The sequence below is a fragment of the Aeromonas dhakensis genome (genome assembly GCF_002285935.1).
Classification (GTDB): domain Bacteria; phylum Pseudomonadota; class Gammaproteobacteria; order Enterobacterales; family Aeromonadaceae; genus Aeromonas; species Aeromonas dhakensis.
The window spans coordinates 2,686,640-2,710,946 of sequence record NZ_CP023141.1; the positions used below are offsets into that span (position 1 = coordinate 2,686,640).

At 57.6% G+C, this 24,307-nt stretch carries 27 protein-coding genes; 23 read left to right on the forward strand and 4 right to left on the reverse strand.

The genetic code is table 11. The features are described from left to right. Window positions 1-304: 304 nt before the first annotated feature. Together CK627_RS12765 and CK627_RS12770 are read right to left on the reverse strand one after the other, a co-directional pair. Window positions 305-682, reverse strand: a complete 378-nt coding sequence (locus CK627_RS12765; RefSeq protein ID WP_040069954.1) for a hypothetical protein — start codon at window positions 680-682, stop codon at window positions 305-307. A gap of 27 nt (window positions 683-709) precedes the next feature. Then, window positions 710-1,015, reverse strand: a complete 306-nt coding sequence (locus CK627_RS12770) for a hypothetical protein (protein WP_040069953.1) — start codon at window positions 1,013-1,015, stop codon at window positions 710-712. 113 nt (window positions 1,016-1,128) lie between these two features. Between CK627_RS12770 and CK627_RS12775 the strand changes: the two genes are divergently transcribed. After that, complete coding sequence (locus CK627_RS12775; RefSeq protein ID WP_095592512.1) at window positions 1,129-1,554, forward strand: Mor transcription activator family protein; 426 nt, start codon at window positions 1,129-1,131, stop codon at window positions 1,552-1,554. A gap of 89 nt (window positions 1,555-1,643) precedes the next feature. Here the strand turns inward: CK627_RS12775 and CK627_RS12780 are convergent, their stop codons facing one another. After that, window positions 1,644-2,201 carry a DUF4145 domain-containing protein gene (locus CK627_RS12780; RefSeq protein ID WP_217349745.1) on the reverse strand — a complete coding sequence of 186 codons (558 nt, stop codon included), beginning with the start codon at window positions 2,199-2,201 and terminating at the stop codon, window positions 1,644-1,646. Between the two features lie 244 nt (window positions 2,202-2,445). On the opposite strand from CK627_RS12780, the gene CK627_RS12785 reads away from it, so the two are divergent. The 19 genes from CK627_RS12785 to CK627_RS22605 all read left to right on the forward strand — a co-directional run bounded on the left by CK627_RS12785 (window position 2,446) and on the right by CK627_RS22605 (window position 16,485). Continuing rightward, window positions 2,446-3,021 carry a glycoside hydrolase family 108 protein gene (locus CK627_RS12785; protein ID WP_095592514.1) on the forward strand — a complete coding sequence of 192 codons (576 nt, stop codon included), beginning with the start codon at window positions 2,446-2,448 and terminating at the stop codon, window positions 3,019-3,021. Continuing rightward, window positions 3,018-3,335 carry a hypothetical protein gene (locus CK627_RS12790; protein WP_095592515.1) on the forward strand — a complete coding sequence of 106 codons (318 nt, stop codon included), beginning with the start codon at window positions 3,018-3,020 and terminating at the stop codon, window positions 3,333-3,335. The genes CK627_RS12785 and CK627_RS12790 overlap by 4 nt, the downstream gene beginning before the upstream one ends. Beyond that, complete coding sequence (locus tag CK627_RS12795) at window positions 3,328-3,549, forward strand: hypothetical protein (RefSeq protein WP_005353373.1); 222 nt, start codon at window positions 3,328-3,330, stop codon at window positions 3,547-3,549. Before CK627_RS12790 ends, CK627_RS12795 begins: the two co-directional genes overlap by 8 nt. A 21-nt stretch (window positions 3,550-3,570) precedes the next feature. Continuing rightward, window positions 3,571-3,798: a TraR/DksA C4-type zinc finger protein gene (locus tag CK627_RS12800; RefSeq protein ID WP_095592516.1), complete on the forward strand. Its 228-nt coding sequence runs from the start codon at window positions 3,571-3,573 to the stop codon at window positions 3,796-3,798. Further along, window positions 3,779-4,093, forward strand: a complete 315-nt coding sequence (locus tag CK627_RS12805) for a DUF2730 family protein (RefSeq protein ID WP_005345918.1) — start codon at window positions 3,779-3,781, stop codon at window positions 4,091-4,093. Before CK627_RS12800 ends, CK627_RS12805 begins: the two co-directional genes overlap by 20 nt. Beyond that, window positions 4,090-4,386 carry a VpaChn25_0724 family phage protein gene (locus CK627_RS12810; protein WP_005345917.1) on the forward strand — a complete coding sequence of 99 codons (297 nt, stop codon included), beginning with the start codon at window positions 4,090-4,092 and terminating at the stop codon, window positions 4,384-4,386. The genes CK627_RS12805 and CK627_RS12810 overlap by 4 nt, the downstream gene beginning before the upstream one ends. 2 nt (window positions 4,387-4,388) lie before the next feature. Beyond that, complete coding sequence (locus CK627_RS12815; protein ID WP_005353368.1) at window positions 4,389-4,964, forward strand: DUF3486 family protein; 576 nt, start codon at window positions 4,389-4,391, stop codon at window positions 4,962-4,964. After that, window positions 4,964-6,523, forward strand: coding sequence for a terminase large subunit domain-containing protein (locus CK627_RS12820; RefSeq protein WP_095592517.1), 1,560 nt, complete (start codon window positions 4,964-4,966; stop codon window positions 6,521-6,523). The genes CK627_RS12815 and CK627_RS12820 overlap by 1 nt, the downstream gene beginning before the upstream one ends. Continuing rightward, window positions 6,523-8,106: a DUF935 domain-containing protein gene (locus CK627_RS12825; protein WP_095592518.1), complete on the forward strand. Its 1,584-nt coding sequence runs from the start codon at window positions 6,523-6,525 to the stop codon at window positions 8,104-8,106. The genes CK627_RS12820 and CK627_RS12825 overlap by 1 nt, the downstream gene beginning before the upstream one ends. Then, window positions 8,106-9,593: a phage minor head protein gene (locus CK627_RS12830; protein WP_095592519.1), complete on the forward strand. Its 1,488-nt coding sequence runs from the start codon at window positions 8,106-8,108 to the stop codon at window positions 9,591-9,593. The genes CK627_RS12825 and CK627_RS12830 overlap by 1 nt, the downstream gene beginning before the upstream one ends. A gap of 32 nt (window positions 9,594-9,625) precedes the next feature. Continuing rightward, entirely contained in the window at window positions 9,626-9,829 is a 204-nt protein-coding gene (locus CK627_RS12835; RefSeq protein ID WP_230581610.1) for a hypothetical protein, read from the forward strand. Next, window positions 9,829-10,275: a phage virion morphogenesis protein gene (locus CK627_RS12840; protein ID WP_095592520.1), complete on the forward strand. Its 447-nt coding sequence runs from the start codon at window positions 9,829-9,831 to the stop codon at window positions 10,273-10,275. Before CK627_RS12835 ends, CK627_RS12840 begins: the two co-directional genes overlap by 1 nt. A 223-nt stretch (window positions 10,276-10,498) precedes the next feature. Beyond that, window positions 10,499-11,647, forward strand: coding sequence for a phage protease (locus CK627_RS12845; RefSeq protein WP_095592521.1), 1,149 nt, complete (start codon window positions 10,499-10,501; stop codon window positions 11,645-11,647). Between the two features lie 80 nt (window positions 11,648-11,727). After that, window positions 11,728-12,636, forward strand: a complete 909-nt coding sequence (locus tag CK627_RS12850) for a Mu-like prophage major head subunit gpT family protein (protein ID WP_076495064.1) — start codon at window positions 11,728-11,730, stop codon at window positions 12,634-12,636. A gap of 103 nt (window positions 12,637-12,739) precedes the next feature. Then, complete coding sequence (locus tag CK627_RS12855; protein WP_095592522.1) at window positions 12,740-13,201, forward strand: Rho termination factor N-terminal domain-containing protein; 462 nt, start codon at window positions 12,740-12,742, stop codon at window positions 13,199-13,201. Between the two features lies 1 nt (window position 13,202). Next, complete coding sequence (locus CK627_RS12860; RefSeq protein WP_095592523.1) at window positions 13,203-13,628, forward strand: gp436 family protein; 426 nt, start codon at window positions 13,203-13,205, stop codon at window positions 13,626-13,628. After that, complete coding sequence (locus CK627_RS12865; RefSeq protein ID WP_095592524.1) at window positions 13,625-14,071, forward strand: phage tail terminator protein; 447 nt, start codon at window positions 13,625-13,627, stop codon at window positions 14,069-14,071. Before CK627_RS12860 ends, CK627_RS12865 begins: the two co-directional genes overlap by 4 nt. After that, on the forward strand, window positions 14,071-14,820 hold the full coding sequence (locus tag CK627_RS12870) for a phage tail tube protein (RefSeq protein ID WP_095592525.1): 750 nt from the start codon (window positions 14,071-14,073) through the stop codon (window positions 14,818-14,820). The genes CK627_RS12865 and CK627_RS12870 overlap by 1 nt, the downstream gene beginning before the upstream one ends. Before the next feature lie 183 nt (window positions 14,821-15,003). Then, on the forward strand, window positions 15,004-16,485 hold the full coding sequence (locus tag CK627_RS22605) for a hypothetical protein (protein ID WP_157737177.1): 1,482 nt from the start codon (window positions 15,004-15,006) through the stop codon (window positions 16,483-16,485). 287 nt (window positions 16,486-16,772) lie between these two features. Here CK627_RS22605 and CK627_RS22610 read toward each other — a convergent pair whose 3' ends face one another. Next, window positions 16,773-17,399, reverse strand: coding sequence for a hypothetical protein (locus CK627_RS22610; protein ID WP_157737178.1), 627 nt, complete (start codon window positions 17,397-17,399; stop codon window positions 16,773-16,775). Between the two features lie 93 nt (window positions 17,400-17,492). On the opposite strand from CK627_RS22610, the gene CK627_RS12875 reads away from it, so the two are divergent. From CK627_RS12875 to CK627_RS12885, 3 genes are read left to right on the forward strand one after another with little or no spacing between them, the layout of a single operon-like run. Next, entirely contained in the window at window positions 17,493-20,336 is a 2,844-nt protein-coding gene (locus CK627_RS12875; RefSeq protein WP_095592526.1) for a tape measure protein, read from the forward strand. Then, a complete protein-coding gene (locus tag CK627_RS12880; RefSeq protein WP_095592527.1) occupies window positions 20,333-20,701 on the forward strand; it encodes a hypothetical protein in 369 nt (122 codons plus the stop codon). The genes CK627_RS12875 and CK627_RS12880 overlap by 4 nt, the downstream gene beginning before the upstream one ends. After that, entirely contained in the window at window positions 20,698-24,291 is a 3,594-nt protein-coding gene (locus tag CK627_RS12885) for a curculin (mannose-binding) lectin protein (protein WP_095592528.1), read from the forward strand. Before CK627_RS12880 ends, CK627_RS12885 begins: the two co-directional genes overlap by 4 nt. The last annotated feature ends 16 nt before the right edge of the window (window positions 24,292-24,307 follow it).

Here is a 24,307-nt window from a genome sequence, read left to right on the forward strand (position 1 = left end):
TCTTGCAATCTCTTGTCCATGGGATAGTGCTCCCGCTTGACAACACTGCCAGCACATCGGCTGGGTTATAAAGGGGACCTGCTAGACGACGCTCGGCATCAGATGCGCCCTCTGCGGGTGGTTGCCCTGTGTAGGCACTGACATTATTTACCATTATGGTAACTTTTTTCCACTTATTCTTTGATGAAAGGGTGTGCAGCTCACAAAACATACCCGTGCGAGGCTAGATGACAATACTATCATAATGGCTGGGGTGCAGTGGGTTCTACCCCGGATGTTTGAACTACATTCGCCAGCATCTTGTCTAGTCACTCCACCGCGCCAACAAGCGAGCCAGAAAACCGAGTAGGCCTGAATGGTGTTGGCTCGGTTCCAGCTCCGTTGCCAGCAGCTTGATACCTGCAATCAAGAGACCCAACCATAGGAATGCCATTCCCACGAACTCAGACCAATGTAGTCTGCGCGCAACAGCCTGGAAGGCCATGGTACGGATATCCAAACCGGTTGTGAGCTGAGGGATTTCTTGAATCTTGCTGATGATCCATGCAGGTAGTAGCCAGTAAAAAAGCCCATATCCGATCAGGCCCAGCAGTAGAGCTCCCCACCAGGAACTCATCAGCATAGTGCTGGCGGTGCCGGTGATAAGTGTCTGGTTTCTCCGTCGATAGTAACGTCGTGCCATTTCCCATCCTTGGTGTAAGTCAGCAGGTCAATAGAAGCGATTTCTGAGAGCTTTCAGGCGAGTGTGGGTGAGATAGATGCCACTGACCATAATCATCAGGCCGATAAATGCCAGCGCAGCCCAGATCACACGAAAAACTGCTGCGGGTGCTATGTGAAGGTGCAACGTTCCCTCCGCAAATTGCATCGGGTCTGGTTGGAAAAAGCCGGGGATGATCATCAGCAGCAAGCCAATCACAGTGCAGGCATAGGCAGGGAAGAAAGCTGCTGGCGCCATATCCAGCATGACCATCATATCGAGCAGCCACTCTTTAAAGCGTTCATTCCATTTCATTCGTCTCAATCTCCCTTTGATAACGAGGGACTCAGTATGCGCTAAAAAATGTGCGCATAAAATGGCCTGTGTTCTAATCGGCGCACCGCTTTTTCTGTTTTGCCGGGGGAGTCATGGAACAGCATCAGGATCTCTTTGCCGATGATCACGCTTCGCTGGGGCAACTGGTCGATCGCCTCGACCAGATCCCGGCCTCTGAATTGACGGCCAAATGGCCCAAAGCCCTGAGTGAGCTGGTGGATGTGCTGGCCTGCGAGTTGGTCAGAGGGGGGATGGCACAAGAACAGGCCAAGGCTCAGGCTCGCAAGTTAGCGTTGGTACAGGCCCATTACATGGGTGGCCGCGCTTACTACATTCCCACCGGGGATCATCTCAAGGCTGCGCTGCGGGATAGGGCCATTTGGGATGAGTTTAATGGCCGCAATATCGACCAGCTGGCTAGGAAGCATAGCCTCTCGGTGCCGCAGACCTATGCGGTGGTGGCCGAACAGCGCGAATTGACTCGGAGGCGCCATCAGCCGGATCTTTTTGGTTATTGATAGGGAAACATTCGCTGTTAGAAAGAACCCTGCGGTGGCAGGGTGGGTCTTTGATGTATATAGAGATGCTGATTGTCGTATTGATCTGGTTATTTTATTGGTTGCTTTCCTGCTTCTTTCTGTTTGGCATTTAGAGCTGCACGTCTGGCAGCATTTTTAGCTGGTTGTACATAGCAAAAATCAAATAGCATATCGAGAACTTCTAGATTCCACTCGGCCTCATGCGGTTCAACAGGAAGGATCTCCCCTGTATTCACACTCTTCTGAGTGTGTGCTGCGAAGTTACCTATAGCACGAACAGCATCTAGATTTTCAGTGATGTGGCTGGGTAGATTCTTACCCATTGCCTCTTCAATAGCTCGGTTCAGATTACTGTTTTTTGACAGCCCGGTATCATCCAGTAAGTGTTGTAAGCAACGGCGACTTAAGGCAGCTGACGCCTGAGCACTAATCTCAAGTACCAGACCAGCTTCATTGTAATCTGTAGCAATTGCAGGTGGAACTTCTAAGGGGGCGGGAAGGCGGGATGAATGTCGAGGAAAGACAAGAAAATGTTTTGGTTCTCCATGTACGCCTTGTTCATCAACTGGCGTGTGAGATACATATACAATAGGTCCTTCACAGGAAGGGCATTCTTGTTTGAGCACACTCCAAAAATATTTCTCGCGTCTGTTTATACTCCCACATATACCCAACTTGGATTGTGTAAAACTTTCATAAATTGATACTCTGCAATTAGGGCAAATCATTTTTTTTGCTCAGCGTTAAGATAACAGTCCTCGACTTTATCAAATGTCATTGTGATGTGACAAATACTCTAACCCACCATAAACCCCTGCCATAGAGGCCCCTCGGTACGCTGCTGATAACGCAGTTCACCGAGGGGCCTTTATGTTATCACTCGCACTTAAATGGCTGCTTCGTCCCGATGTGGAAGGGGGCGAAGTCAACCACCCGGCAGACCGGGGTGGTCATACCAAGTACGGCATTGCCGATGCTGCCGATGGCAAGAAGGACGGCATGGCCGACCTCGATCGGGATGGGGTGCCCGATATCGCTATCGGTGATCTGACACCGGCCCATACCGAGCCCTTTTACCGCCAGAACTACTGGACGCCCGCTCGATGTGACCTGATTGCCAGTCTAAGCCCGGCCCTCTCTATCGCCGTGTTTGATGCTGCGGTACATCACGGACCGAAACGCGCCATCCAACAGCTGCAGCAGGTCTTGGGGGTGATGGCTGATGGCCGCCTTGGCCCTGTGTCGATTGGCAGGCTCAAGCAGCAACTGGGCGCCAAGGGTGAGGGCCAGTTCCTGCTGGCGCTGATGATGCAGCGGGCCAGCTTTATGCACGGCATTGTGCGTAAAGACCCGAGTCAGTGGGCCAATGCCGATGGCTGGATCAACCGGCTGCTGCGTCTGCAGAGCCACCTCCTTTCCGACGTGGTTGGCGGGGTGGTGGCATGAGCGTGCTGACCATCAAGCAACAGAAGGCGGCGGCCGCGATCCAGGCTGCGGGCTGCTTTGGCATCCCTGAGCTCAAGAACCCCCGTTATCTCGCTTGCTTCAAGGATGGGCGCAAAGCCCATCTTAAGGCCGCTCTGGCCAATCAGATCGCTGACCCGAAGGCGATCCCGCTCTATAGCCACCACAAGACCCGTCAATCCCTGTTCGAGAAAGGGTGGCGTTCGGTGACCGAACTGGATCGCCTGCGGGCCCGTGCCCGTCATTGCCAACCTCCGTTATTTCAACCCAAAAAGAAGGAAGCCCATCATGCCTGATTCCCTGTTACCTCAAGCGAAGTCTGCCTTCAAAAGCCGCACCGTGATCGGTGGTGTGATTGCCGTGGGGGCCGGTATTGCGGGCCTGTTCGGTGTGCCGGTCGATGCGGGTACCCAAGCTAGCCTGGCATCCACCCTGGTGGATCTGGCCAGTGCGGTGGGTGGCCTGCTCGCCATCTGGGGCCGCATCAAGGCGACCCATACCGTCCGTTAGTAGCCATACGAGAGAGGTCATGTGACAAACCTCATAGACCGCGCCCAGCAGGCCGATGCCGATCGGACTGGGCGCATTATCGAAGCCCACCAGAACAGGGCAAGGCCACACGGCGATGGTATCTGCTGCGATTGTGACGAAGCCATCCCGCCCTCCCGCCTTGCAGCCGAGCCTGGTGCCGAGCGCTGTATCGAGTGCCAGACCCTGTATGAGCGCAAGGAGGCGACCCGTGTGGGATTTCATCGTTAAGAACTGGGGGCCTCTTTATGCATTGGCCAGCCTGGTGGGGCTGGTGGTCATCATCTTGCTCTCCAAGACCTACGCCAAGCGCGAAGACCTCACTGCCTTGGTGCAGAGAGTGCAGCGGGTGGAGCAGGTACTGGCTGACCTGCCGAGCGAGCGTGAGCTGCACAAGCTGCAGTTGGAGATAAGCGAGCTGCGGGGGGAGTTGCGGGAGGTGAAGCCGGAGCTGCGCCAAGCCCGCCGCCTTGCCGATCTGCTGTTGGAAAATGAGCTTGCCGCCGTGCAGAAGGAGAAGCCATGAGCATTCAACAAATATTGGACGCCCAGCAGCGGCTGGTGATCCTGCGCTCCCTGCTGGATATCGGTGGTGCCGCCAACGAGTCAATCCTCAATGACTGCCTCGACCAGCTGGGTACCGGCCGGGTGACGCGGGATCGGGTGAAGACCCTGCTGGCCTGGCTGGAAGAGCAGGGGCTGGTGCGCATCGAGCGACTGGCCACGGTGCAGGTGGCTCACCTGACCGGTCGGGGGCAGGACGCGGCAGAGGGCCGGGCAACTGTGCCAGGCGTCAAGAAGCCCCGAGCGGAGGATTGACCATGGCCGATAAACCGACCCGAGGCCGCGCCAGCAAGGTGTGGCTGCTGCCTGAGTCCATCCGCAACGCGCTCAACGAGATGCTACGGGATAAGGGCAACAGTCAAGCCGCCATCCTGGATGAGATCAACGGCCTGATCGAGGAGGCGGGGTTGCCAGATGATCTCAAGCTCTCCCGCTCCGGGTTAAGCCGTCATGCCAGCCAGGTTGAACAGGTCGGCCAGCACCTGCGGGATTTGCGTGAAACCACGGCCGCTTTAACCTCCCAGCTTGGTGACAAGCCGATGGGGGAGACCACCAAGCTCATTCTGGAGTTGGGCCGTTCCCAGCTGTTCAAGGCGATGCTGGCTCAGGTGCAGAACCCGGAGGAGGCGGTGGATATCGACATGCTGAAAAATGCCATGCTGGCGGCCCAGCGGCTCGAATCGACCGCCATGCAGAGTCATAAGCGGGAGAAGGAGATCCGCCAGGCATTTGCCGAAGAGATCGCCGCCAAGACCGAAGCGATCGTGACTCAGGCGGGCTTGAGCGGTGAGGCTGCTGCCGAGATTCGCCGTGAAATATTGGGGATTGCCTGATGACTGCCATTGCTCAGACCCCTATCGCCCAGCAGTTGGCCCAGACCCTGGGTACCGAATACGACCCCGACGAGGTGTTGCTGCCGTACCAGCGGATCTGGATTGCCGACGAGAGCCAACTCAAGATCGCCGAGAAGAGCCGCCGTACCGGTATCACCTGGGCGGAGGCGGCCGACGCGGCTCTGACGGCCTCCAAGACCAAGACGGCCGGGGGTTGCCACCACTTTTATGTGGGCAGCAACAAGGAGATGGCCCGCGAGTTTATCGATGCAGTGGCGATGTGGGCCAAGGCGTACAACAAGGCGGCCGGTGAGATCCAGGAGGAGGTGTTCACCGACGATGAGGATAAAGCGATCCTCACCTTCGTGGTCTATTTCGCCTCGGGCTTCAAGGTGCAGGCGCTCTCCAGCAACCCCTCCAACCTGCGGGGGATGCAGGGCAATGTGACCATCGACGAGGCCGCATTCCACGACCGACTGGCCGAGGTGTTGAAGGCCGCCATGGCGCTGACCATGTGGGGCGCCAAGGTACGGTTGATCAGTACCCATAACGGCGTCGATAACCTGTTTAACCAGCTGATAAACGACAGCCGAGCGGGCCGCAAAGCGTATTCCATCCATACCATCAGCCTGGACGATGCTTGCCGCCAGGGGCTCTATCGCCGGATCTGCCAAGTCAAGGGCGGCCTTTGGACACAGGAAGCCGAGGACGCCTGGAAGGCGGGGCTGCTCAAGGCCACCGCCACAGAAGAGGATGCCCTTGAGGAGTATTTCTGCGTACCCAAGCAGAGCAGCGGCGTCTATATCAAGCGCACCCTGATCGAGCGGGCGATGCAACCGGATATCCCCATTCTGCGCTTTACCGCCCCCAAAGACTTTGAGCTCTCGAGCGAGGAGACCCGCAAGGCAGTGGTGGATATTTGGTGCGAGGAGAACCTCAAGCTCTGTCTGGAAGCGCTCGATCGCAGTTGCCGCCATGTGCTGGGCGAAGACTTCGCCCGCAAGGGGGATTTGTCGGTGTTTGTGCCGCTCTCCCTCGCCACCAACTTGCGCAAACGGGTGCCCTTTGTGGTGGAGCTGGTCAATGCCCCCTATGAGAGTCAGCGCCAGATCCTGTTCTACCTGCTGCAGGGGCTGCACCGTTTCACGGCGGCAGCCTTCGATGCCACCGGTAACGGCGGCTATCTGGCAGAGGCGGCCCGTTTGCGCTGGGGAGCCGGGATGATCGAGTGCGTGATGCTCAATGACCCTTGGTATCGGGAGTGGATGCCCAAGCTCAAAGCAGAGTTTGAGGATGGCAACCTGACCATCCCGCGCCATGCAGACGTGCAGGATGACTTGGGGAAAATCCAGGTCATCAACGGCATCCCCAAGATCGACAAGGGCAAGAACACTGGCCAAGGGGGCCAGCAGCGCCACGGTGACTTTGCGGTGGCCTTGGCCATGGCGGTGCGGGCCAGCTGGATGGAGGGGGGTGCTATCGAGTTCACCCCGCTGCCCAACAAGCGCGATGAAGCAAGGGGAGATAACCATCATTCGTTCGAGAGAGGGGCCTGGTAATGGGTAGGATCATCGATATCAACGGCAATCCCCTGCGGCTTGAAAAGGAGCCGCAGACCGAGAACTCGGCGGCGCTTGCCCAGTTGCGCCGTCACTACAGTGAACACCCCACGGTGGGGCTCACCCCGAGCAGGGCGGCAGCCGCATTGAAGGAGGCAGAACAGGGCAACCTGATCGCCCAGTGCGAGCTGGCCGAAGACATGGAGGAGAAAGACGCCCACCTGCAGAGTGAACTCGGCAAGCGTCGCCGCGCTCTGCTGGGAGTGAGCTGGACAATCGAGCCGCCCCGCAACGCCACCCCGGCGGAGAAGCGTGACAGTGAGATGATCCGCGAGCTGATTGAGGATTTTACCTGGTTTGATGATGCCATCTTTGACGCCACCGATGCGGTGCTCAAGGGGTTTTGTGCCCAGGAGTTTTGCGGCTGGGAGCTGGTGGAGGGGTTGCAGCTTCCCAAGGGCATCATCTGGCGCGATCCCGCCTGGTTTCAGACCCACCCTGATGATCGCAATCAGCTGCGGCTGCGGGATAACAGCCATGAAGGGGTTGCCCTCAACCCGTTTGGTTGGCTGTTGCACAAGGCCAAGTCCAAATCGGGGTATCTGGCCCGCACCGGCCTTGTCCGTACCCTGACCTGGCCGTTTCTGTTCAAGAACTACAGCGTGCGCGATCTGGCGGAGTTTCTGGAGATCTACGGCCTGCCGGTGCGGCTTGGCAAATACCCGGAAGGGGCGACCGAAAAAGAGAAGGCCACCCTGCTGCAGGCGGTGCTCTCCATCGGTCATAACGCCGGGGGCATTATCCCGCGCGGGATGGAGATTGAGTTCCAGAACGCCGCCAGCGGTCAGGCCGATCCCTTTGTGGTGATGATGGAGTGGTGCGAGCGCTCCATGAGCAAGGCCATTCTGGGGGGCACCTTGACCTCGCAGGCCGATGGCAAGAGCTCGACCAATGCTCTGGGTAATGTTCATAACGAGGTGCGCCAAGAGGTTCGGGATGCCGATCTCCGACAACTCGCAGCCACCCTGACCCGCGATCTGGTCTATCCCCTCTATGCCCTGAACGGCAAGAGCTATCAGGGGCCGCGCCGTAGCCCCCGGTTGGAGTTTGATGTGACCGAGCTGGAGGACATGCAGCAACTGGCAGGGCCGCTGCGCACTCTGGTCTCTATCGGCATGAAGATCCCGACCCAGTGGGTCTATGACAAGCTGCAGATCCCGGTGCCCACCGCTCAGGAAGAGGTATTGGCCATTCAGGATAATCGAGGGGCAACAGGGGAGGCGGAGCTCAAGGCTCGGCTGCCCCGTCAGGGACTGGCGACACTGGCTGCACATAAAGCAGCGCAGGGAGATAACAACGATGCCCAGTTGGCCCGGCTGCAGGCCGAGGCGGCCCCTCTGCTGGCGGGGATGACGGATGCTGTCCAGGCGCTGGTGATGCAGGCCACTAACCTGGAAGAGGTCCGGGATGGCTTGCTGGCACTGGAACCTGAGCTCAGCCATGACGAACTGGGGGTGCTGATGGCACAAGCCATCGCCGCCAGCGAGCTGCTCGGCATGCTTGAGATGGAGGAGGGGCGCTGATGCCCGTTCGCTCTTTATCAGTGAGATATGGCTCCTTGCCCTTTGCCGAGGCGATCGCCTTCTTTCGCCAGAAGCTCGATATGCCGAGTGAGCGTTGGGCTGATGTGTGGCGCGATGCCCATAACCGCGCATTTATGGTGGCGGGGGCCACCAAGAGGGATCTGCTGGCTGACCTGCGCGGGGCGGTAGACAAGGCGATCAGTGAAGGGCAATCCATCGGGGCCTTTCAGAAGACGTTCAAGGAGATTGTGGCCCGCCACGGTTGGGAGCATACCGGCCCGGCGTCCTGGCGTTCCCGCATCATCTTCGAGACCAACCTGCGCCAGAGCTATAACGGCGGGCGTGAAGAGCAGATCCAGCGTATCAAGCACAAGCGCCCCTATGCGCTCTATCGTCATGGGGACTCCGAGCATCCCAGGGAGTTGCACCTCAAGTGGAACAACCTAGTGCTGCCGGTGGATCACCCCTGGTGGGCGACGCACAGCCCGAGCAATGGTTATGGCTGCAAGTGCAAGAAGTTCCTGCTCTCAGAGGCTGACCTCAAGCGGCGCGGCTTGGTGGTGGGCAAGGCCCCGGACGATGGCGAATATGAGTGGGTGGACAAGGCCACCGGGGAGTTGCACAAAATCCCCCGAGGTATCGATCCCGGTTTTGATTATCGTCCCCAGACTCCGGCAGAGCTGACCAAGGCGGTGGCCAAGCGCGAAGCGGCCAAGCCTGCGTTGGCCGAGCGACTGCCAGAGCGGATAGTTGATAGTGCTTTCTCCAGCGTTAAAGGTGTCACTGCACAGGGGTTGAGTGATCTTCTGGCCAAGTTGCCAGCCCCCCAGCGCGAACCATTGGCGGTGTTCCTCAAGACGCATCCGGTCAAAACCCTGTTTATCAAGCAGACCGAAATGGGGAAGGGGGCGGCCGGGCTCAAGGTTGCCCCGGCTATTGCTGATTACCTGGGCAAAGATCCCTATCTGGTGCGCTCTTTTTACTATTCGCGCCGGGCCAGCAGGGTCAACGGCTTTACCGCAACCAGCTGGGATCATCTGGTTATCAAGGTAAAGGGGGGCGATACTTTAAAGACGGTGGATATGCAGGCGGTGCAAGCGGCAGCTGCCGATGTGTTGGCTGATGCCCACGCTAATCGCGGCCCGCGCCAATTGCTGCCAAGAGGCGCCAGTGGTGAAGCCTTGCGCCGTCACTGGAGTGTGTCGGCCAATGTAGGCGATAAACTGGGGGAATCGGCCCAGCGGATCTCGACCTGGTTGCATGAGCTCGGCCATCAGGTTCACTTCTGGGCCGGGGAGCCCAATCTCACCGGCATCGGCCTGATTACCGAATATGCCGGAACCAATGGCAAAGAGATGGCTGCCGAGGCGTTTGCCGCCTGGGTGCTGGCGAGGGAATCCATGCTGGAGCACTTTCCCGAACTGGCCAATGGGGTGGAAGCCATGCTGGCCAAAGCTACGGCAGCCACTACCAAGGGCGGCCGCTAGCGGCCCCAGAGAGCAAAAAATAAAGGAGCGACATGATGACCTTGCTGGAACAAGCCAGCGCCCTGCTGGCACAGGATGGCCCCTTTACCCTGGCGCAAGCCAAGGCGCTGGATGCCCTGTGTGAGCAAGCCCGTGATGAGGAAGCTGACCTGATGGGGGATCTCTGGGAGGCCGCGATGGCTAATGCAGATGAGGAAGCGCTGCACTATATGACCACCTTTGAGGATGAGTTCTGATGGCCGGTAGCTTTATCGCCATCAGCCACCACGGGGTGGCCGATGCCTTTGAGCTGCTGGCCAAGCTCTATCAGAAAACCGGTGACCTGAGCGAACCGCTGGCAGATATAGGGGAAGGGCTGCTGCTGTCGCACCGGGATCGCTGGGATGCGCAAGAGAGCCCGGAAGGTGAGCCCTGGGCCCCGCTCTCGGAGAAGTACCGTGCCCGCAAGCCGCGTCATGCCGATGAGATACTGCGTCTGAACGACGATCTGCGCGATACCCTCGACTATCAGGTTGATCCCCAGGCCCTCTACTTTGGTACGCCCATGGTATACGGTGCCGCCCACCAGTTCGGGCGCCCAGAGATCAACCTGCCAGAGCGCCGTGTTCTGGGGCTGTCAGACGGGGATAAACAGAGCGTGCTGGAGACGCTGGAGGGATATTTGGTCATCGAGGCTCCGTGAGCTTCTGGGTGCCTCTGGTGCCCCCTTGCGACTACGATGGCATGTCTACCCTCTGAATAGGTCAGGAAAATGGAGTTTAAACACCATTAAACAGTATCGCCGCCCCCCAGCTTACCCTCCGATCCATCCCGTGATGCAGTAACCCACCATAAACCCCACCCAATTCTCAGTTCGATGACACTGGCCGCAATGAGGTTTGCTGTGACCAGCCGGAGTGAGAGTGATGCCCCTATCTGCCACCAGTTCCGCCATTGCCGTGGCCATCTTGAATGCAAGACCAACCACCCTGGGGTTGGCCGTGCTCGATGCAGCCCTTGGCCCGAGCGACGACGGTTGGCACCAGTTGCTGCCGGTCGGCCCGTTCAAGGCCCGCGATGGCCGCCCCTTTGATGTTCCTGGTGGTCACTGGCAGCTCGACAGGAGCATCGCCACCACCCTGATCAATCGAGCCAAAGCGCTCGGGCAAGACATCCTGATCGACTACGACCACCAGACCCTCCATATCGAAAAGACTGGCAAGGAGGCCCCGGCAGCCGGTTGGTTCAACGGTGATGAGATCGAATGGCGCGAGGGGCAGGGCCTCTTTATCAAACCGCGCTGGACGGATCGTGCGGCTGCCATGGTGGCCGCCAAAGAGTACCGATTCCTTTCTGCCGTCTTTCCCTATGACGCTCAGGGCCGCCCGCTGGAACTGCGGATGGCCGCGATCACCAATGATCCCGGTGTGGTGGGTATGCAGGCTCTGGCAGCTCTCAGTGCTTTACCTCCCAAGACCAATCAATCCGGCCAGTTGGCCACTGTAACCAAGGAGATACCCATGAACGAGGCAATGCTCGCCCTGCTGGCCAAGCTGGGCATTCAGGTAGAAGAGGGCAGCGAGCTCACCGTCGAACAGGGGCAGGCTGCGCTGTCGGCCCTCGATACCCTGCAAAGCGCGGCAGGCAAAACCGCCAGCGCTGAAGCCGCCCTGGCTGCTCTCAAGGCTCAACCGGTGCAACAGGGTGGCCAAGTTGACCTGGCGCAATTCGTGCCGGTGGCGACCTATAACGCCCTGGTTGCCCAGGTAGCGAGTTTAAGCGCCAAGGTGGAAACCACGGATGCCGCAACCCTGATCAAGGAAGCCCGTACCCAGGGCAAGGTGGTGGCCGCCGAAGAGGAGTATTTGACCGCCTATGCCGCCCAGAAGGGGGTGGCTGCTCTCAAGGCGTTGCTGGAGCCCCGTCCGGCGATTGCGGCACTGGCTGCCAGCCAGACCACCCAGGTGACCCTGCCCGAGAAGAAGGGAGAGGCTGTGCTCTCGGCGGACGACAAGTATGCCGCCGATCAGCTCGGCATTTCCTATGAAGAGTTTGCCAAGGCAAAAGGCCGGTAGGTTCGATTAGCCGCGCAGCGGCGTAATCGGACAAACGCGACCGTCAGACCAACCTGTTTAACCAGAGAAGGAACACCCGTATGGCCATGATTACACCCGCGCTGTTGCAGTCCCTCTTCACCGGCTTCAAGAAGAACTTTGAAGACGCCAAGAGTGAAGCGCCTGCCCAGTACACCAAGATCGCCACCGTGATCAAATCGACTACCAAGTCCAACACCTATGGCTGGTTGGGCAAGTTCCCCAATCTGCGTAAGTGGGTTGGTGATCGGGTGATCGAGTCGATGAAGGCGCACGGTTACCAGATCGTCAACGAAGACTTCGAGGCCACCGTCGGCGTCGATCGCAACGATATCGAAGATGACGAGCTGGGTATCTACGCGCCGATGTTTGCCGAGATGGGCCGTTCGGCGGGCATTCACCCCGATGAGCTCTGTTTCGGTCTGCTCGGTGCTGGCTTCACCACGCCTTGCTATGACGGCCAGTATTTCTTCGACACCGATCACCCGGTCTATCCCAAGGCCGATGGCACCGGTACCCCTGTCTTGACTGCCAACGTGGTGGTGGATGCCGGTTATCAGGGGGAGCCCTGGTTCCTGCTCGATACCAGCCGCGCCCTCAAGCCGGTCATCTTCCAGGATCGCAAGTCACCGCAGCTGATTGCCATGACCAAGATCGATGACGAAGCGGTATTCACCCGCAAGGAGTTCCGCTACGGGGTCGATTGCCGCGATGCCGCAGGCTTTGGCTTCTGGCAGTTGGCCTTTGCCAACAAGCGGGCGCTGACCCCCGACAACCTGTGGGATGCCTACTCCAAGATGCGGGAGTTTCAGGCTGATGGCGGCCGCAAGCTCGGGGTGAAGGCCACCATGTTGGTGGTACACCCCTCCCTTGAGAAGCTGGCGACCCAGATGCTGGAGCGAGAGTTGTCGAACAGCAGCAGCAACGAGCTGAAAGGCAAGTTGGAGCTGGTGGTGGCTGACTACCTCTAACCCTGCGTTATGCCTGTTTAAAGCGGGGTTAAACAGCTGCCAGGCACTGTTTAACCCCCGGTTTAAACAGCCTCTCTATCAGATACGACGAGGAAAACATGAGATGGAACAAGAGATGGAACTGGCTATTCGAGTGGGGATTACGTCAACAGTTCGTCAGGTCTATTTTCGCGCGGGCCTGCCGATTGTACCGGGCAAGTCTGAGATGGTTGTGTCGCCTGAGCAGTGCGCGACCCTGGAGAACGACCCGCGTCTGGTGGTCGTCCGGTTGGCTGAAGACGCCAGCCTTCAGGCAGGTGATGCACCATCGGCGCCTGGGGATCTGGACGCAACACTGGGCGTCCTGACCGGTTCGGGCTATCTGGCAGGGGTTGCCACCCTGGCGGGCAAGGTTACGCCGCTGGCCGAGATGAAGGTCGATGAGCTGCGCGAGCTGGCGCTGCAGATGGGTATCCCGGAGGCGGCCAAGCTCAAGAAGGCCGAACTGGTGACAGCGATCGCCGCGACCGACGTGCAATACCCGGTCAAGGATGAGCCGTCATCTGGCCAGAACGGAGAGCAGTGATATGTATGCCAGCGCCAATGACATGGTGATCCGCTTTGGCGAGGCCGAGTTGCTGCGCCTGGCCATGACGCCGACCGGCGAGCTGGACGAGGTGGCCTTGCGCCTCGCCCTGCAGGATGCAGGCGCCTTGATCGATGGCTATCTGGCGGGTCGCTATCCCTTGCCGCTGGCCCATATCCCGAGTGCCCTGGTACCTATCTGCGCCGATATCGCCCGTCACCGTCTCTATGGTGAACAGGCCCCGGAGCAGATAGCCAAGCGCAATGAGGCGGCCCTGGCCTTTCTGAAATCGGTTGGCAAGGGGGAGCTGGCGCTGGGGTTGGCATCCGATGGCGCCACCCTGGAGAGCCAGAACCTGGCTCAACTGCAGTCGGATGGGCGCGTCTTTGGCCGGAGTCAGGGGCGTGATAAGGGGGGCTTTCTATGAGCCAACCCGCCAACCCGTCTGGTACCGAACTCGACTACCTGCTGGCGGGCGAGCGGCTGCGTGAGCTGCTCGCCCCTCTGAAAACGAAAGGGCTCAAGGAGGTGTTTGTGGCCACCGATGTGGCGGCCATCGCCAATCTGGGCCAGCACAGTCCGGCGGTGCATGTGGTTTATCAGGGCGAACGTGAGAGCGAAGGCACCCAGTCAGGCCGGGCCAGCAGCTTTGATCAGCTCTGGTTGCTGGTGCTGGTGCATCGTGCCAGCCCCAAGGAGGTCAGTGTAGGAGTGTGGCTTGCCCGCATCCTGCAGGCTGTCAGTGGGCGAGCATGTGGTGACAGTACCTTTCGCCGGGTCACCCCACCGGTCAAACCCAGTTACAGCGGCGGTGCGGCTTATTTGCCGCTTGCCTTTACTACCCGAGTGAAATTCAAAGGAGAGCGATAATGAGCGAAACACTGCACCTGGAAGGGGATCTTTTTATCGAGATCTTTGTGAACGGGCTCTCGGCCGGGGTGATTGGCCCCATCGATGTGGATAGCCTGGAAGTGAAACCCGACAGCCAGAAGATCTCCATTCCCAGCAAGCGCAAGGGCCAGTATGGTCAGGCGCGGGAGAACTACCACATTCCCAAGCCTGCCATGGTCACCATCAAGACCACCGAGATCCCGCCCGTGCTGCTGGCCGCTGCCTTTATGGGTCTGGAGAGCCCCATCAATCAGGGGGCCGGGACGCTGACTGATCTGCCGGTCGTTCTGCCCGCCTGGCCGAAGTGGGCTCCGCTCGGCAAGAGCAATATTGCCTCGACTGGCTTGGCCATCAAGGAAGGGGCCAAGGCGCTGGTGGTGGGTACCGATATCGAGGTCAACTATGTGCTCGGGCTGGTGCGTGCGTTGAAAGGTAGCTCGGTAGCCGATGGCGGTAGCCTGACGGTCAGCGGTACCTATAACGCGGTGACCGGTACCCGCATCGCGGGCAACATCCAGCCAGAGATCAAGGCGCGGCTGCTGCTCGATGGCCGCAGTATCGTCAGCGGCGAGGCCATCAAACTGACGGTGCCCCGTGCCAGCTTGTCCCCCAAGAAGGCAGTGGACTTTATGAGCGACAAGCCCATCGAGATCGAGCTGGAAGGGGAGTTGCTGGCCGTGGATGGCGAGACCGCCCCCTTCTATGTGGATCGGCCTGTGACGGTATAAGGGGTGGGAGCATAGAAACGGCGGGGAGACCTGCCGTTCCTTATTGAGCGATGAATGAAATATAGTTTTCTTTACCACTGAGAAAAGGCATACTGAATGCAATTATGTACTTAATTTCAAGTAATTGATTTATAATTAATTTTTACTAAATGGAATTATGTTCAGCATGAGTGAATATGAGACATGAAAATGAATGATATATTTATTTTGGATTATAAGGCGATAAAAACATCAAAAGAGATTTTTGAAGACGTAACATCTGAGACAAAAATAATAATATTTAATTGCCATCTTTCAATTGATAAAATTGAAATTCCAAAACAAATATCTGATATTGGTTTCGTGTTATGTACTAATGAATCAGATTTGACAATATACTCAGAAAATGAAGACACCGAGCTGAGGTTTGAGTACGGGAATAAATTTAAAGGAGTCTCGGTCTCTGGGGTTTACAGTAGGGTAATATTTAATTCGTCTCCTACTTTCGGGAGAGTACCTTACCCTGAAGGTTTTGAGCTTAGCAGGTTTGATGTTATATCTTTTTTGAAAGATACAAAATCTAATCGATTAGAGTTTTTTTCATTAATTTCAACCGCTATCAAAAGTTTTGGTTTTGTAAATGAGCTGTTCATACATGGGGCCACAGTTCGTGATGATGTGAACATTATATCAAGTGCTCAAAGTACGGTTACAGTTAGGCAGTTAAAAAGTAAGGCTTTGCATTTGGTTGGTGATTACAAAGGAATAACATTGAATTCAGAGTGTAATATAGGATCGCTATACTTTGATGCACGCAGCAATAGTTTACGAAGTGTAAATATTGACTTGCAAAACTCAAAGATATATGAACAATTTCAAATAGCGGGTGCGACAGACAACAAAGTTACGCAGTTTTTTATTAAAAACGCAGGTTTTTCATCGATAAAAAGTTTGGTTTTTTATCAATCGCTCATGAGTTGCTTCGTGATTTCAAATTGTGACTTAACCAATACTGAGGTAAGTTTTATAAACACCAAGCTAGATGAATTATTAACTGAGGGGGTAAGCTGGCCATTTAATATCGAAGTTAGCCATGCTAATTATCGGAAAGATTCTTCTTTAGAAGCTGAACAAAAGCAATCAGTTTATAGACAGTTAAAGAGCCTTAGTCAAAAAAATAAAGATGTTGATAATTTCTATTTTTTTAGAAGAAAAGAGTATGACACAACCCTATATATATTAAATCGCAAGCTTATGTTGTTTTTTAGTTATTTAACGACAATAGTTTGTGACTTAATAGGATTGGGGCAAGCTCGAGTTTTACCTGAAATAGAAAAAATGAGCCATAAAAATAAAATGTCAGAGTTTATTAGTACCTTCTCCAACTGGGTGGTGCTTAAAATATCATCACTGATATCTGTTCATGGGACAAGTTTATTTAGACCAATTGCGATTCTTGTCTTTGGTGTTCCACTAGTGCTGGTTTTTTTAGGATATTATGAATCGCCAGGTCAGCTGTTATCCCTGAGTGCATATGTAATTGATCCAACACATAAATTGGATGTTTCAATTATGGGTAATGAAATTAATATAAATCCTATTCATAGCCTCTTTTTTAAAATATTTTCGTCATCTCTTCTTTTTAAAATTGTATTGGTTTTTCGTAAGTACAGCTTGTCAATATAACTATATAAGATTTATAAATGAACAGGTTTTTGAATTTTGGTGCGATAAACCATACTTTGATATGGTAGGAAACAGGGAAGCTAGGATATCGGCATGGTCAGATGTGTGGATCAGCAACCATTATATGGCCTAGCTTCCCTTTTCTATGTGGGGATGTCAGTGATGGTGCGACCTATACGAGGCTACAGGAAGACCATCACAAGGAGTTATTGAGAATATCAACTAAATTAAATTGTGATTTAGATGTTCCTAGTTGAAAGTGTATTTTTTGGAACAAAGTAGGATTTTCATATGCATTCGGCGGCTGCTTTACATGCATCGCAAAACAGAGAGATATTAATTTCTGAAATGGTATCAGGCTGTCCCATCCCTGCTTTGGTGTATATATAAATGAAATGTCCCTCTTCAGAGGGGAGCAAGAACCTTAGTGCAGCCGTATCTCTATGTTTGAGTTTATTTAGTGCTTTTTCGAGAGTGAGTTGAGTAATATCCCTGCCTATAGGCAACGTCCCCTCATCTTGGGGTAAGCTCAAAAACCATGAATAGTCAGATGATGTTGCATTATTTATTATATTTCCAACAGGAACAGACAGTTTTGAAAAAAAAGTAGATGTCTGCCATGTATCAGAATTTTGTTTCAGTGCATCGCGTTGTCTAAGCAACTCATTCTGAATGTAGTCTAAGTGTTGAAATGCCTCCTGACTTGTCTCATAAGCTTCAGCTTTTTCTGCTTTTAACCAGCTTTGTCTAAAACCAGCAGATGAATTTACTACCTGTCTAATCGAGTTTTTGAGGTTTTGAGGGACTTTGCCATCAGGTGCAATGAGAAAGCTTATGTAATGTTTAGCCATAAATTTAGCAAATTCATAATTGTTTGAGGATGGATTGACACCGAGCAATTGAGTGCTATTCATAATCCGGTGGTCTATGTGAGTAACTCATCATAAACCCACCTATTTTGCCATCACTTTACCATGGGGCATATCTGAATCTGATCGGAATGCCCCATGTCCACCTCAACCACCCTCAAACTTGCCCTGGAGCTGGCGGCCAAGGTCACCGGTCGGGAAGATCTGGCCGCGTTGGCGAGTGAGGTGCAGGAGCTGGGCCCGATCTCGGACGAGACGGCTGCCGAAACGGAGCAGTTGGCCGAGAGCCTCGAATCGTTAAGCCGCCAGCAGGCGCTGATCCAGCAGTTCAATGACTCAAAGGCCGCCCTGACCCAGCTCGAACTGGCGACCGTGCTCAGCCGTGACAAGCTGGAGCAGTTGCGCCGCGAGCAGCAAGCTGGCAGCGGTGGCGTCAAGGTGCTGGCCGAACAAGAGCGGTTGCTGGCCTCCGAGGTCAAGCAGCTGGAGCGCCAGCTGGTCTCTCAGTCAGCCAGTCATACCCGCCTGCATGCAGGGCTCAAGCAGTCCGGGCTCGATACCAAGAATCTTGCCCAGGAACAGCAGCGCCTGCAGCGTGAGCTGACCAGGAGTGTCGCCCAGACCGAACGGCTGGGGCGCGAGCTTAGCCAGAGCAGTCAGCATGCCGGTGGTTTTCAAGGGGCCATCGGCAGTCTGACCGGCCGCCTGGTGGCGTTGGCGGGTACCTGGTTCGGTATTCAGACTCTGACGACCCAACTGCTCGCCATGTTCCAGACCGGCGATCAGGCCGAGCGCCTCGATGTGCAGCTCAAGGCCGTGATGGGGTCGATTGCTGGTGGCAAAGAGGCGTCAGCCTGGATCCAGAACTTTGCCAAGAACACCCCCCTGCAGCTCAGTGAAGTCACCCAGGTGTTCGTGCGCCTCAAGGCGTTCGGCATCGACCCCATGGCGGGGGCCATGCAGGGCATTGTCGATCAGGCGTTCAAGTTGGGCGGCGGTTTTGAAGAGGTGCAGGGCATCTCCCTAGCGCTCGGCCAAGCTTGGGCCAAGCAGAAGCTGCAGGGGGAGGAGATCCTGCAGCTGATTGAGCGGGGCGTGCCGGTCTGGCAGATGCTGGAACAGGTGACTGGCAAGAATACTGCCGAGCTGCAGAAGCTCTCTGAGGCGGGCAAGCTGGGCCGCGACACCATCTCAGCCCTGATGAACGAGATTGCCACCCAATCGCGCGGTGCCGCTGCCGACAACATGAGCCTGCTCTCCGGGCTTATCTCCAATGCCCAGGACAACCTCGCCAAGTTTTACCGGATGGTGGCCGAGAACGGGGCGCTGGCCTGGCTCAAAAACCAGCTGGCGAACCTTAATGCCGAATTTGAGGCGATGGCCAGGGATGGCCGCCTACAGGAGTGGGCCAAGCGCCTCTCCGATGGTTTTATCTCCATGGGGGAAACCCTCAAGTCGCTGATCCAGACCCTCTATGAGTGGCGCACCGCGCTGACCGTGCTGGCCCAGGCTTGGGTCGGCCTGAAAATCGCGGGCTGGATGGGTGATCTGCGCAGCCTCTATGCCCAATTTATTGCCATGCCTGTGGCGACCGCGACAGCAGCAGGCGGCATGACGACAGCGGGCACGGCTGCAGCCGGTGCTGCCATTGGGGTCAGGGGGCTGGGCGCTGCCGTCAAGGGGCTACTGGCCGCCATGGCGGTCGAGTCCATCATCCAGATCACCCAGTTCGCCTCTGCCCTGCGTCAGCTGGTGCAGGCTGAGCTGGCGCTCCGGGAGGCGCAAGGGCTGCGCTCCGAGACTCAGGCCCGCCTCAATGGCCAGTTTGCCGCCCTGTCAACGGAGCTGGGGTTTGCCATCACCAGCATGGCGGATCTCGATCGCCTGGTCGCCGAGGGCAAGGTGCATTACGACGAGGCCACTGGGAGCTGGCGACAAGGGGCTGCAGCCGTTAAAGCGCTGGGGGATGAGGCCAAGAGTACCCGTGATTATCTGGCCGAGATCAATGCGGTGGCTAAGCAAACCGCCGCCGATGGCCCGGCCAAGCTGGCCAAGGCGTTTGAGGCGTTGGGGCTGGACTTTGAACGAGCTAATGGCCGTATCAGTGCGGGCTTTCAGAAGACCATCGGCGCCCTGGATGTATTGGTGGCGCACACGGGTGCCAGTAGTGCCGCCATCGAGGAGGCGCTGGCCGCCGCCTACAACAGCGCCAAGACCACCGCCGAGATTGATGCGGTGATCGCGCGTCAGAAGCAACTGGCCGCCCAGGGCAAGATCACCGGGGATGCGCTGGCCCGCTCCATGGCCATCGCCGCCGATGCCATGGCCAAGGTGAAAGGGGGGAGCGGCGATACCAAGCAGGCAGTGGCAGCTATTGGAGATGGTTTTGACGAAGCGGCCGCACGGGCCAAAGGGGCCACCGATGCGATGCGAGCGGGGCTTAAAGGGGTACAGGATGAAGCCAAGCAGACGAATGCCAGCCTCACCAGTAGCGGCGGGGGCGGTGGTCGAGGCGATATCACCCGCACCGTGAACGCCGGTTCTTTCTATTACAAGAGCGTGGATATCAACAGCCTGCGCGGCAATGCCGAGGGGCTGGCCAACACCCTGGCCGGGGTGGAGGAGGAGCTGGCCCGCTACAGCCAGAAGGTCAAGGATATTCCGGCCTACAGCGAGTGGAGCAAGTATTACGGCGAGAAGTTCCAAAAGGAGATGGAGGCGATGCAGGCCCGCCTTAAAGAGGAGCTCAACAAAGCGTTGGCCAAAGAGAGTGCCAAAACCAATCAGGCCGCAGCTCAGCCACCGGCTTCGGCTGTCGCGCCATTTCCCCCCGGCCCCAACTCCCCAGGAACACGCAGGCCCTTGTCCGAGCGGATCACAATAGAGCTCAAAGGGGCAGGGGGCTCGGCCGAACTGCAGGCCGATGAGGCCAATGCGAATGCCCTGATATCCCTTCTTAAACAGCAAGGACTTCGCCAATGAACGTGACCTTAAACAGCGTGCTGCTGCCAGATGATCTGGTCTGGCGCGACGAGTTCGAGTGGGCGCCGGTCGAGCAGGTGGTGACCCCGACCTTGAGTGGCGCCTTGTTGGTGGAGGAGACCGCCAAACCCGAGGGGCGACCGCTGACCCTGAGCGGGCATTGTTCCCGCGCCAAGGTGCAGGAGCTCAAGGTGCTGGAGGCGCAGGTGGCCCAGCTGATGACGTTGACCCTGCTCGATGGCGTGGCCCGCACCGTGGTGTGGCGCCGCCCTGGTGTGGTGGCCACCCCACTGGTCGAGATGGCCGACCCGGAAGGGGGCGATCCCTATGCCCTGACCCTGAATCTGACTGAGGTAACCCCATGACCATTCTCTCTGGCGATATCGTGCTGTTGGCCAGCCAGCGCCTGGTTGATACCGATGATGGCGGTGGTCGCATCACTGGCCGCGAGATCATCAGCGGCAACCATAACAGCCTGTTCCCTGACGTCAGCGACATGGATAGGGCCTATGGCACCGTGAATATGCGCAAGGCGTTTCTGGCGGTGCAGACGGACGACACCGACACCTACTATGGCGCCAATGCCATGGTGCTGCTGCCGCCCAGTGACCCCAGCGTCAACCTGACGCTGATGACCACCAAAGACCACAACGACACCCGCGATAACGCCCGCAACACCCTGGAACGCTATCAGGCCCGAGGCCCGAAGTGGCAGGGAGTGCTCTACGATACCCAGCTGGAAGGGCAGCGGGCGATCCGCATCCTGCAACGCATTGAGGTGCGGTTGCCGGAAGTCGGGGAGGTGCTGGTACTGGTCGGCAACGAAGGGAAGGGGAACGAGGTGGAGCAGTATGTGCGGGTTGACCGGGTAACCTCCGAGCTGCGCAAGTTCGGGGTGGCTGGCTACCAGGGCGAGTTCACCCGCAACGTGGTCACCTGCGTGATCACTGACCCGCTGCGCTACACCTTTGAAGGGGAGCAGCCCAGCCCTTATGACCAGGCCACCACCAAGACCACCCTGCGGGAAACCGTGGTGGCCGATGCCGCGAACTATTTTTCGACCACCAAGCTGGTCGCGGATGCGGCGCTGGGTGCAATGCGGGTGCAGGCCAAGACTATTTTCACCCAGCTGGTACCCAGTGCTCGCAGTGAAACCCCGGTGGTGGATCTGACCGCAGCCGGTGAGCTGGGCGCCCTGCTGGAATCCGGGGTGGGCAGTCCCCACACCTTCACCACCACCTCACCGGTCAGCCCCAGTCAGGGGCTGTTCCTGGGGATTGGTGCCATGCCGGGCAGCGTATCGGTCACCATCGGCGCGGCGGTGATCACCGACAAGGGCGGCGAGCTGTTCCTGGTCGGTACCGTGGTGGGGGCTATCGACTACGGGCGTGGCCTGCTGACCTTCAACAGCCAGTGCCCGAACTATGGCGCCGCCAGCAAAACCGTGAGCTTTCGCCCGGCAGTGATGCCATCGCGCATCGCTGACACGGCCCAGATCCAGATTGCCGCCAACAACCGGGGCTATGCCTACACCGCGACCCTGCTGCCCACCCCTTGCCCCGGTTCGCTGACCGTCAGCTATCTGGCCCAGGGCAAATGGTACGACCTGAAAGACAACGGGCGCGGGGAGCTGTTTGGCCAGGACAAATCCTATGGCTCTGGCCTGCTCAACTTCACCACCGGCTCTGTGGTGCTGACCCTGGGGGCGCTGTCGGATGTGAACAGCTCGATCATGTTCAGCTGGGGCACCAAGGTCTCTTACCTCAACCGCGCCAGCATGGTGCTGGATCCGGTGCAGCTGACCCATAAGCTGGCCCATGAGGGGATCACCCCCAACAGCCTGACCCTGACCTGGCAAGCCGGTGGCGCGACCAAAACCGCCATCGACAACGGGGCGGGCCAGCTGACCGGCGATGCCACCGGCACCATCAATTATGTGACCGGCGATCTGGCCCTGCGGGTGGCAACCCTGCCGGATGGTGGTCAGGAGTACCAGGTTGTTTACCAGTACGGCGACCCGGACACCCAACGCTTTGACTACCCGGCCCGCAATCAGGACGGGACGATCACCCTGCAGCTGACCAAGCAGAACCTGACCCCAAGAATGGTCTCGCTGCGCTGGAATGCCCTTTATGAGGATGTGAAGGACGATACCGAACTGGTGATCGCTACCCGTGACCCGATCATCAGTGTGCGCGACAACGGCGCGGGCAAGCTGCTGGATGCGGCAGGGGTTGAACGGGGCACCGTCAACTACACCACCGGCAAGATCACCATCAAGCCGGATGGCCAGGGCGGCATTCCGAAAACCCGTTATGAGTGGCGCACCATCGGCACCTATGGCGATGGCCACGGCAACACCATTGCCCGCCAGCGCTGGACACTGGTGGAGATCTACTACGTGCAGGCCGCCTACCTGTTCCCGGTGGACGACAGTGGTTGGGTCGAGGTGGAGTACCGCAGCAATAACGCCAGTAGTGCTGGTCAGGACACAGTGACAGCCACCCCGCTGGTGCTGGATATCACCCCGCGCAACGGCGAGGCGATCCTGGCCAACTCAGTGCGCTTTGCCCTGGGCGGGTCTGTCTATGTGGACAGGCAAGGGATCCTCTATCGCAACATCGACCCCGCCACCGGGGCCGGTGAGCAGGCCGGGACACTGGATTACGCCACCGGCAAGGCGACCATCACGGTCTGGAACCCTGGCGCGGCGCCCGTGCCTACCCTGAGTTCGCTGGTCACCAGCCTGGTGGCCCAGACGGTGGACGAGGTGACATTCAGGACGCCGGGGGCCCCCATTGCGCCATCCAGCCTCTACCTGAGCGGCAACACCGCAGACGGTCGCCGGTTCGAGGTGACCGCCAACGGCGATGGCACCATCACCAGCCAGGATGTGAGCGGCAAGGTGGACTATCAGACCGGGGTGGTATCGGTACGATTTGGCCGCCTGGTGACGGCGGCGGGCAACGAGGGCAAACCCTGGTACGACCCCGATATGGTGGTCGATGGCAAGATCTGGCGCCCCTTGTCGGTAGTGGCTGACACCATCCGGTTTAATGCGGTGGTCTATAGCTATCTGCCGCTCGATGCGGATCTCATCAAGCTGGATCCGGTGCGCCTGCCATCTGATGGCCGGGTGCCCTTCATTCGCAAGGGTTACATCGTGGTGGTGCATTCCACCAAGCGCAGCGCCTTCCCTATGGGGGTGCAGGCCGGGCAGCAGCTCAACACCGGGCGGGAACGGCTGGCCTATTGCCGGGTGGAGGACAAGAACGGCAAGGAGCTGGCGCCGCAGCTCTACAGCGTCAACATGAACAGCGGGATGGTGACCTTGGCCAGCCCGCTGAACCTGACCGGCTATGTGGAGCCGCTGACCGTGGTTCACCGGGTTGAGGATATGAGCCTGGCCACCGATGTGGAGATCTCGGGCCGAATCACCCTGGCTCGGCCCCTCAGTCACAACTATGAGGCGGCGGATACCCTGGTATCCAGCGCCCTCATTATCGGTGATCTGTGGGCCCGCTATGGGGCGCTGTTCGACCAACGCACCTGGACAAATAACTGGTCTGATTTTCTGATTGGTGACCCCTGCACGGCGGAATACAACGATACGGATTTCCCGATCGTGGTGACCAACCGGGCGACCCTGCAAGAGCGCTGGGCCATCATCTTCCAGACCACCACCACGTTTATTTTGGTCGGCGAGCATGTGGGCCAAATTGCGGTGGGGGACGTGAATACCGATTTTGCCCCCATCAACCCCAACAACGGCCAGCCCTATTTCAGGCTTGACCGGCGTGGCTGGGGCGCCGGTTGGGCTGCGGGCAACGTGCTGCGCTTCAACACCTACGCCGCCAATTACCCGATCTGGTTTATTCGCACCATCTTGCAGTCGGTGGCAGCGGTAGATACCGACCGTTTCGAGGCCCAGCTCAGGGGCAACGTCAACCGTTAACCGGTGAGGCGTTGCG

Excerpts from the sequence above, each read along its gene's own strand:
- CK627_RS12765 (WP_040069954.1), bottom strand. The coding sequence starts at position 682 with ATGGCACGACGTTACTATCGACGGAGAAACCAGACACTTATCACCGGC.
- CK627_RS12770 (WP_040069953.1), bottom strand. The coding sequence starts at position 1,015 with ATGAAATGGAATGAACGCTTTAAAGAGTGGCTGCTCGATATGATGGTC.
- CK627_RS12775 (WP_095592512.1), top strand. The coding sequence starts at position 1,129 with ATGGAACAGCATCAGGATCTCTTTGCCGATGATCACGCTTCGCTGGGG.
- CK627_RS12785 (WP_095592514.1), top strand. The coding sequence starts at position 2,446 with ATGTTATCACTCGCACTTAAATGGCTGCTTCGTCCCGATGTGGAAGGG.
- CK627_RS12790 (WP_095592515.1), top strand. The coding sequence starts at position 3,018 with ATGAGCGTGCTGACCATCAAGCAACAGAAGGCGGCGGCCGCGATCCAG.
- CK627_RS12795 (WP_005353373.1), top strand. The coding sequence starts at position 3,328 with ATGCCTGATTCCCTGTTACCTCAAGCGAAGTCTGCCTTCAAAAGCCGC.
- CK627_RS12810 (WP_005345917.1), top strand. The coding sequence starts at position 4,090 with ATGAGCATTCAACAAATATTGGACGCCCAGCAGCGGCTGGTGATCCTG.
- CK627_RS12815 (WP_005353368.1), top strand. The coding sequence starts at position 4,389 with ATGGCCGATAAACCGACCCGAGGCCGCGCCAGCAAGGTGTGGCTGCTG.
- CK627_RS12820 (WP_095592517.1), top strand. The coding sequence starts at position 4,964 with ATGACTGCCATTGCTCAGACCCCTATCGCCCAGCAGTTGGCCCAGACC.
- CK627_RS12825 (WP_095592518.1), top strand. The coding sequence starts at position 6,523 with ATGGGTAGGATCATCGATATCAACGGCAATCCCCTGCGGCTTGAAAAG.
- CK627_RS12830 (WP_095592519.1), top strand. The coding sequence starts at position 8,106 with ATGCCCGTTCGCTCTTTATCAGTGAGATATGGCTCCTTGCCCTTTGCC.
- CK627_RS12835 (WP_230581610.1), top strand. The coding sequence starts at position 9,626 with ATGATGACCTTGCTGGAACAAGCCAGCGCCCTGCTGGCACAGGATGGC.
- CK627_RS12840 (WP_095592520.1), top strand. The coding sequence starts at position 9,829 with ATGGCCGGTAGCTTTATCGCCATCAGCCACCACGGGGTGGCCGATGCC.
- CK627_RS12845 (WP_095592521.1), top strand. The coding sequence starts at position 10,499 with ATGCCCCTATCTGCCACCAGTTCCGCCATTGCCGTGGCCATCTTGAAT.
- CK627_RS12850 (WP_076495064.1), top strand. The coding sequence starts at position 11,728 with ATGGCCATGATTACACCCGCGCTGTTGCAGTCCCTCTTCACCGGCTTC.
- CK627_RS12855 (WP_095592522.1), top strand. The coding sequence starts at position 12,740 with ATGGAACAAGAGATGGAACTGGCTATTCGAGTGGGGATTACGTCAACA.
- CK627_RS12860 (WP_095592523.1), top strand. The coding sequence starts at position 13,203 with ATGTATGCCAGCGCCAATGACATGGTGATCCGCTTTGGCGAGGCCGAG.
- CK627_RS12865 (WP_095592524.1), top strand. The coding sequence starts at position 13,625 with ATGAGCCAACCCGCCAACCCGTCTGGTACCGAACTCGACTACCTGCTG.
- CK627_RS12870 (WP_095592525.1), top strand. The coding sequence starts at position 14,071 with ATGAGCGAAACACTGCACCTGGAAGGGGATCTTTTTATCGAGATCTTT.
- CK627_RS22605 (WP_157737177.1), top strand. The coding sequence starts at position 15,004 with ATGAAAATGAATGATATATTTATTTTGGATTATAAGGCGATAAAAACA.
- CK627_RS22610 (WP_157737178.1), bottom strand. The coding sequence starts at position 17,399 with ATGAATAGCACTCAATTGCTCGGTGTCAATCCATCCTCAAACAATTAT.
- CK627_RS12875 (WP_095592526.1), top strand. The coding sequence starts at position 17,493 with ATGTCCACCTCAACCACCCTCAAACTTGCCCTGGAGCTGGCGGCCAAG.
- CK627_RS12880 (WP_095592527.1), top strand. The coding sequence starts at position 20,333 with ATGAACGTGACCTTAAACAGCGTGCTGCTGCCAGATGATCTGGTCTGG.
- CK627_RS12885 (WP_095592528.1), top strand. The coding sequence starts at position 20,698 with ATGACCATTCTCTCTGGCGATATCGTGCTGTTGGCCAGCCAGCGCCTG.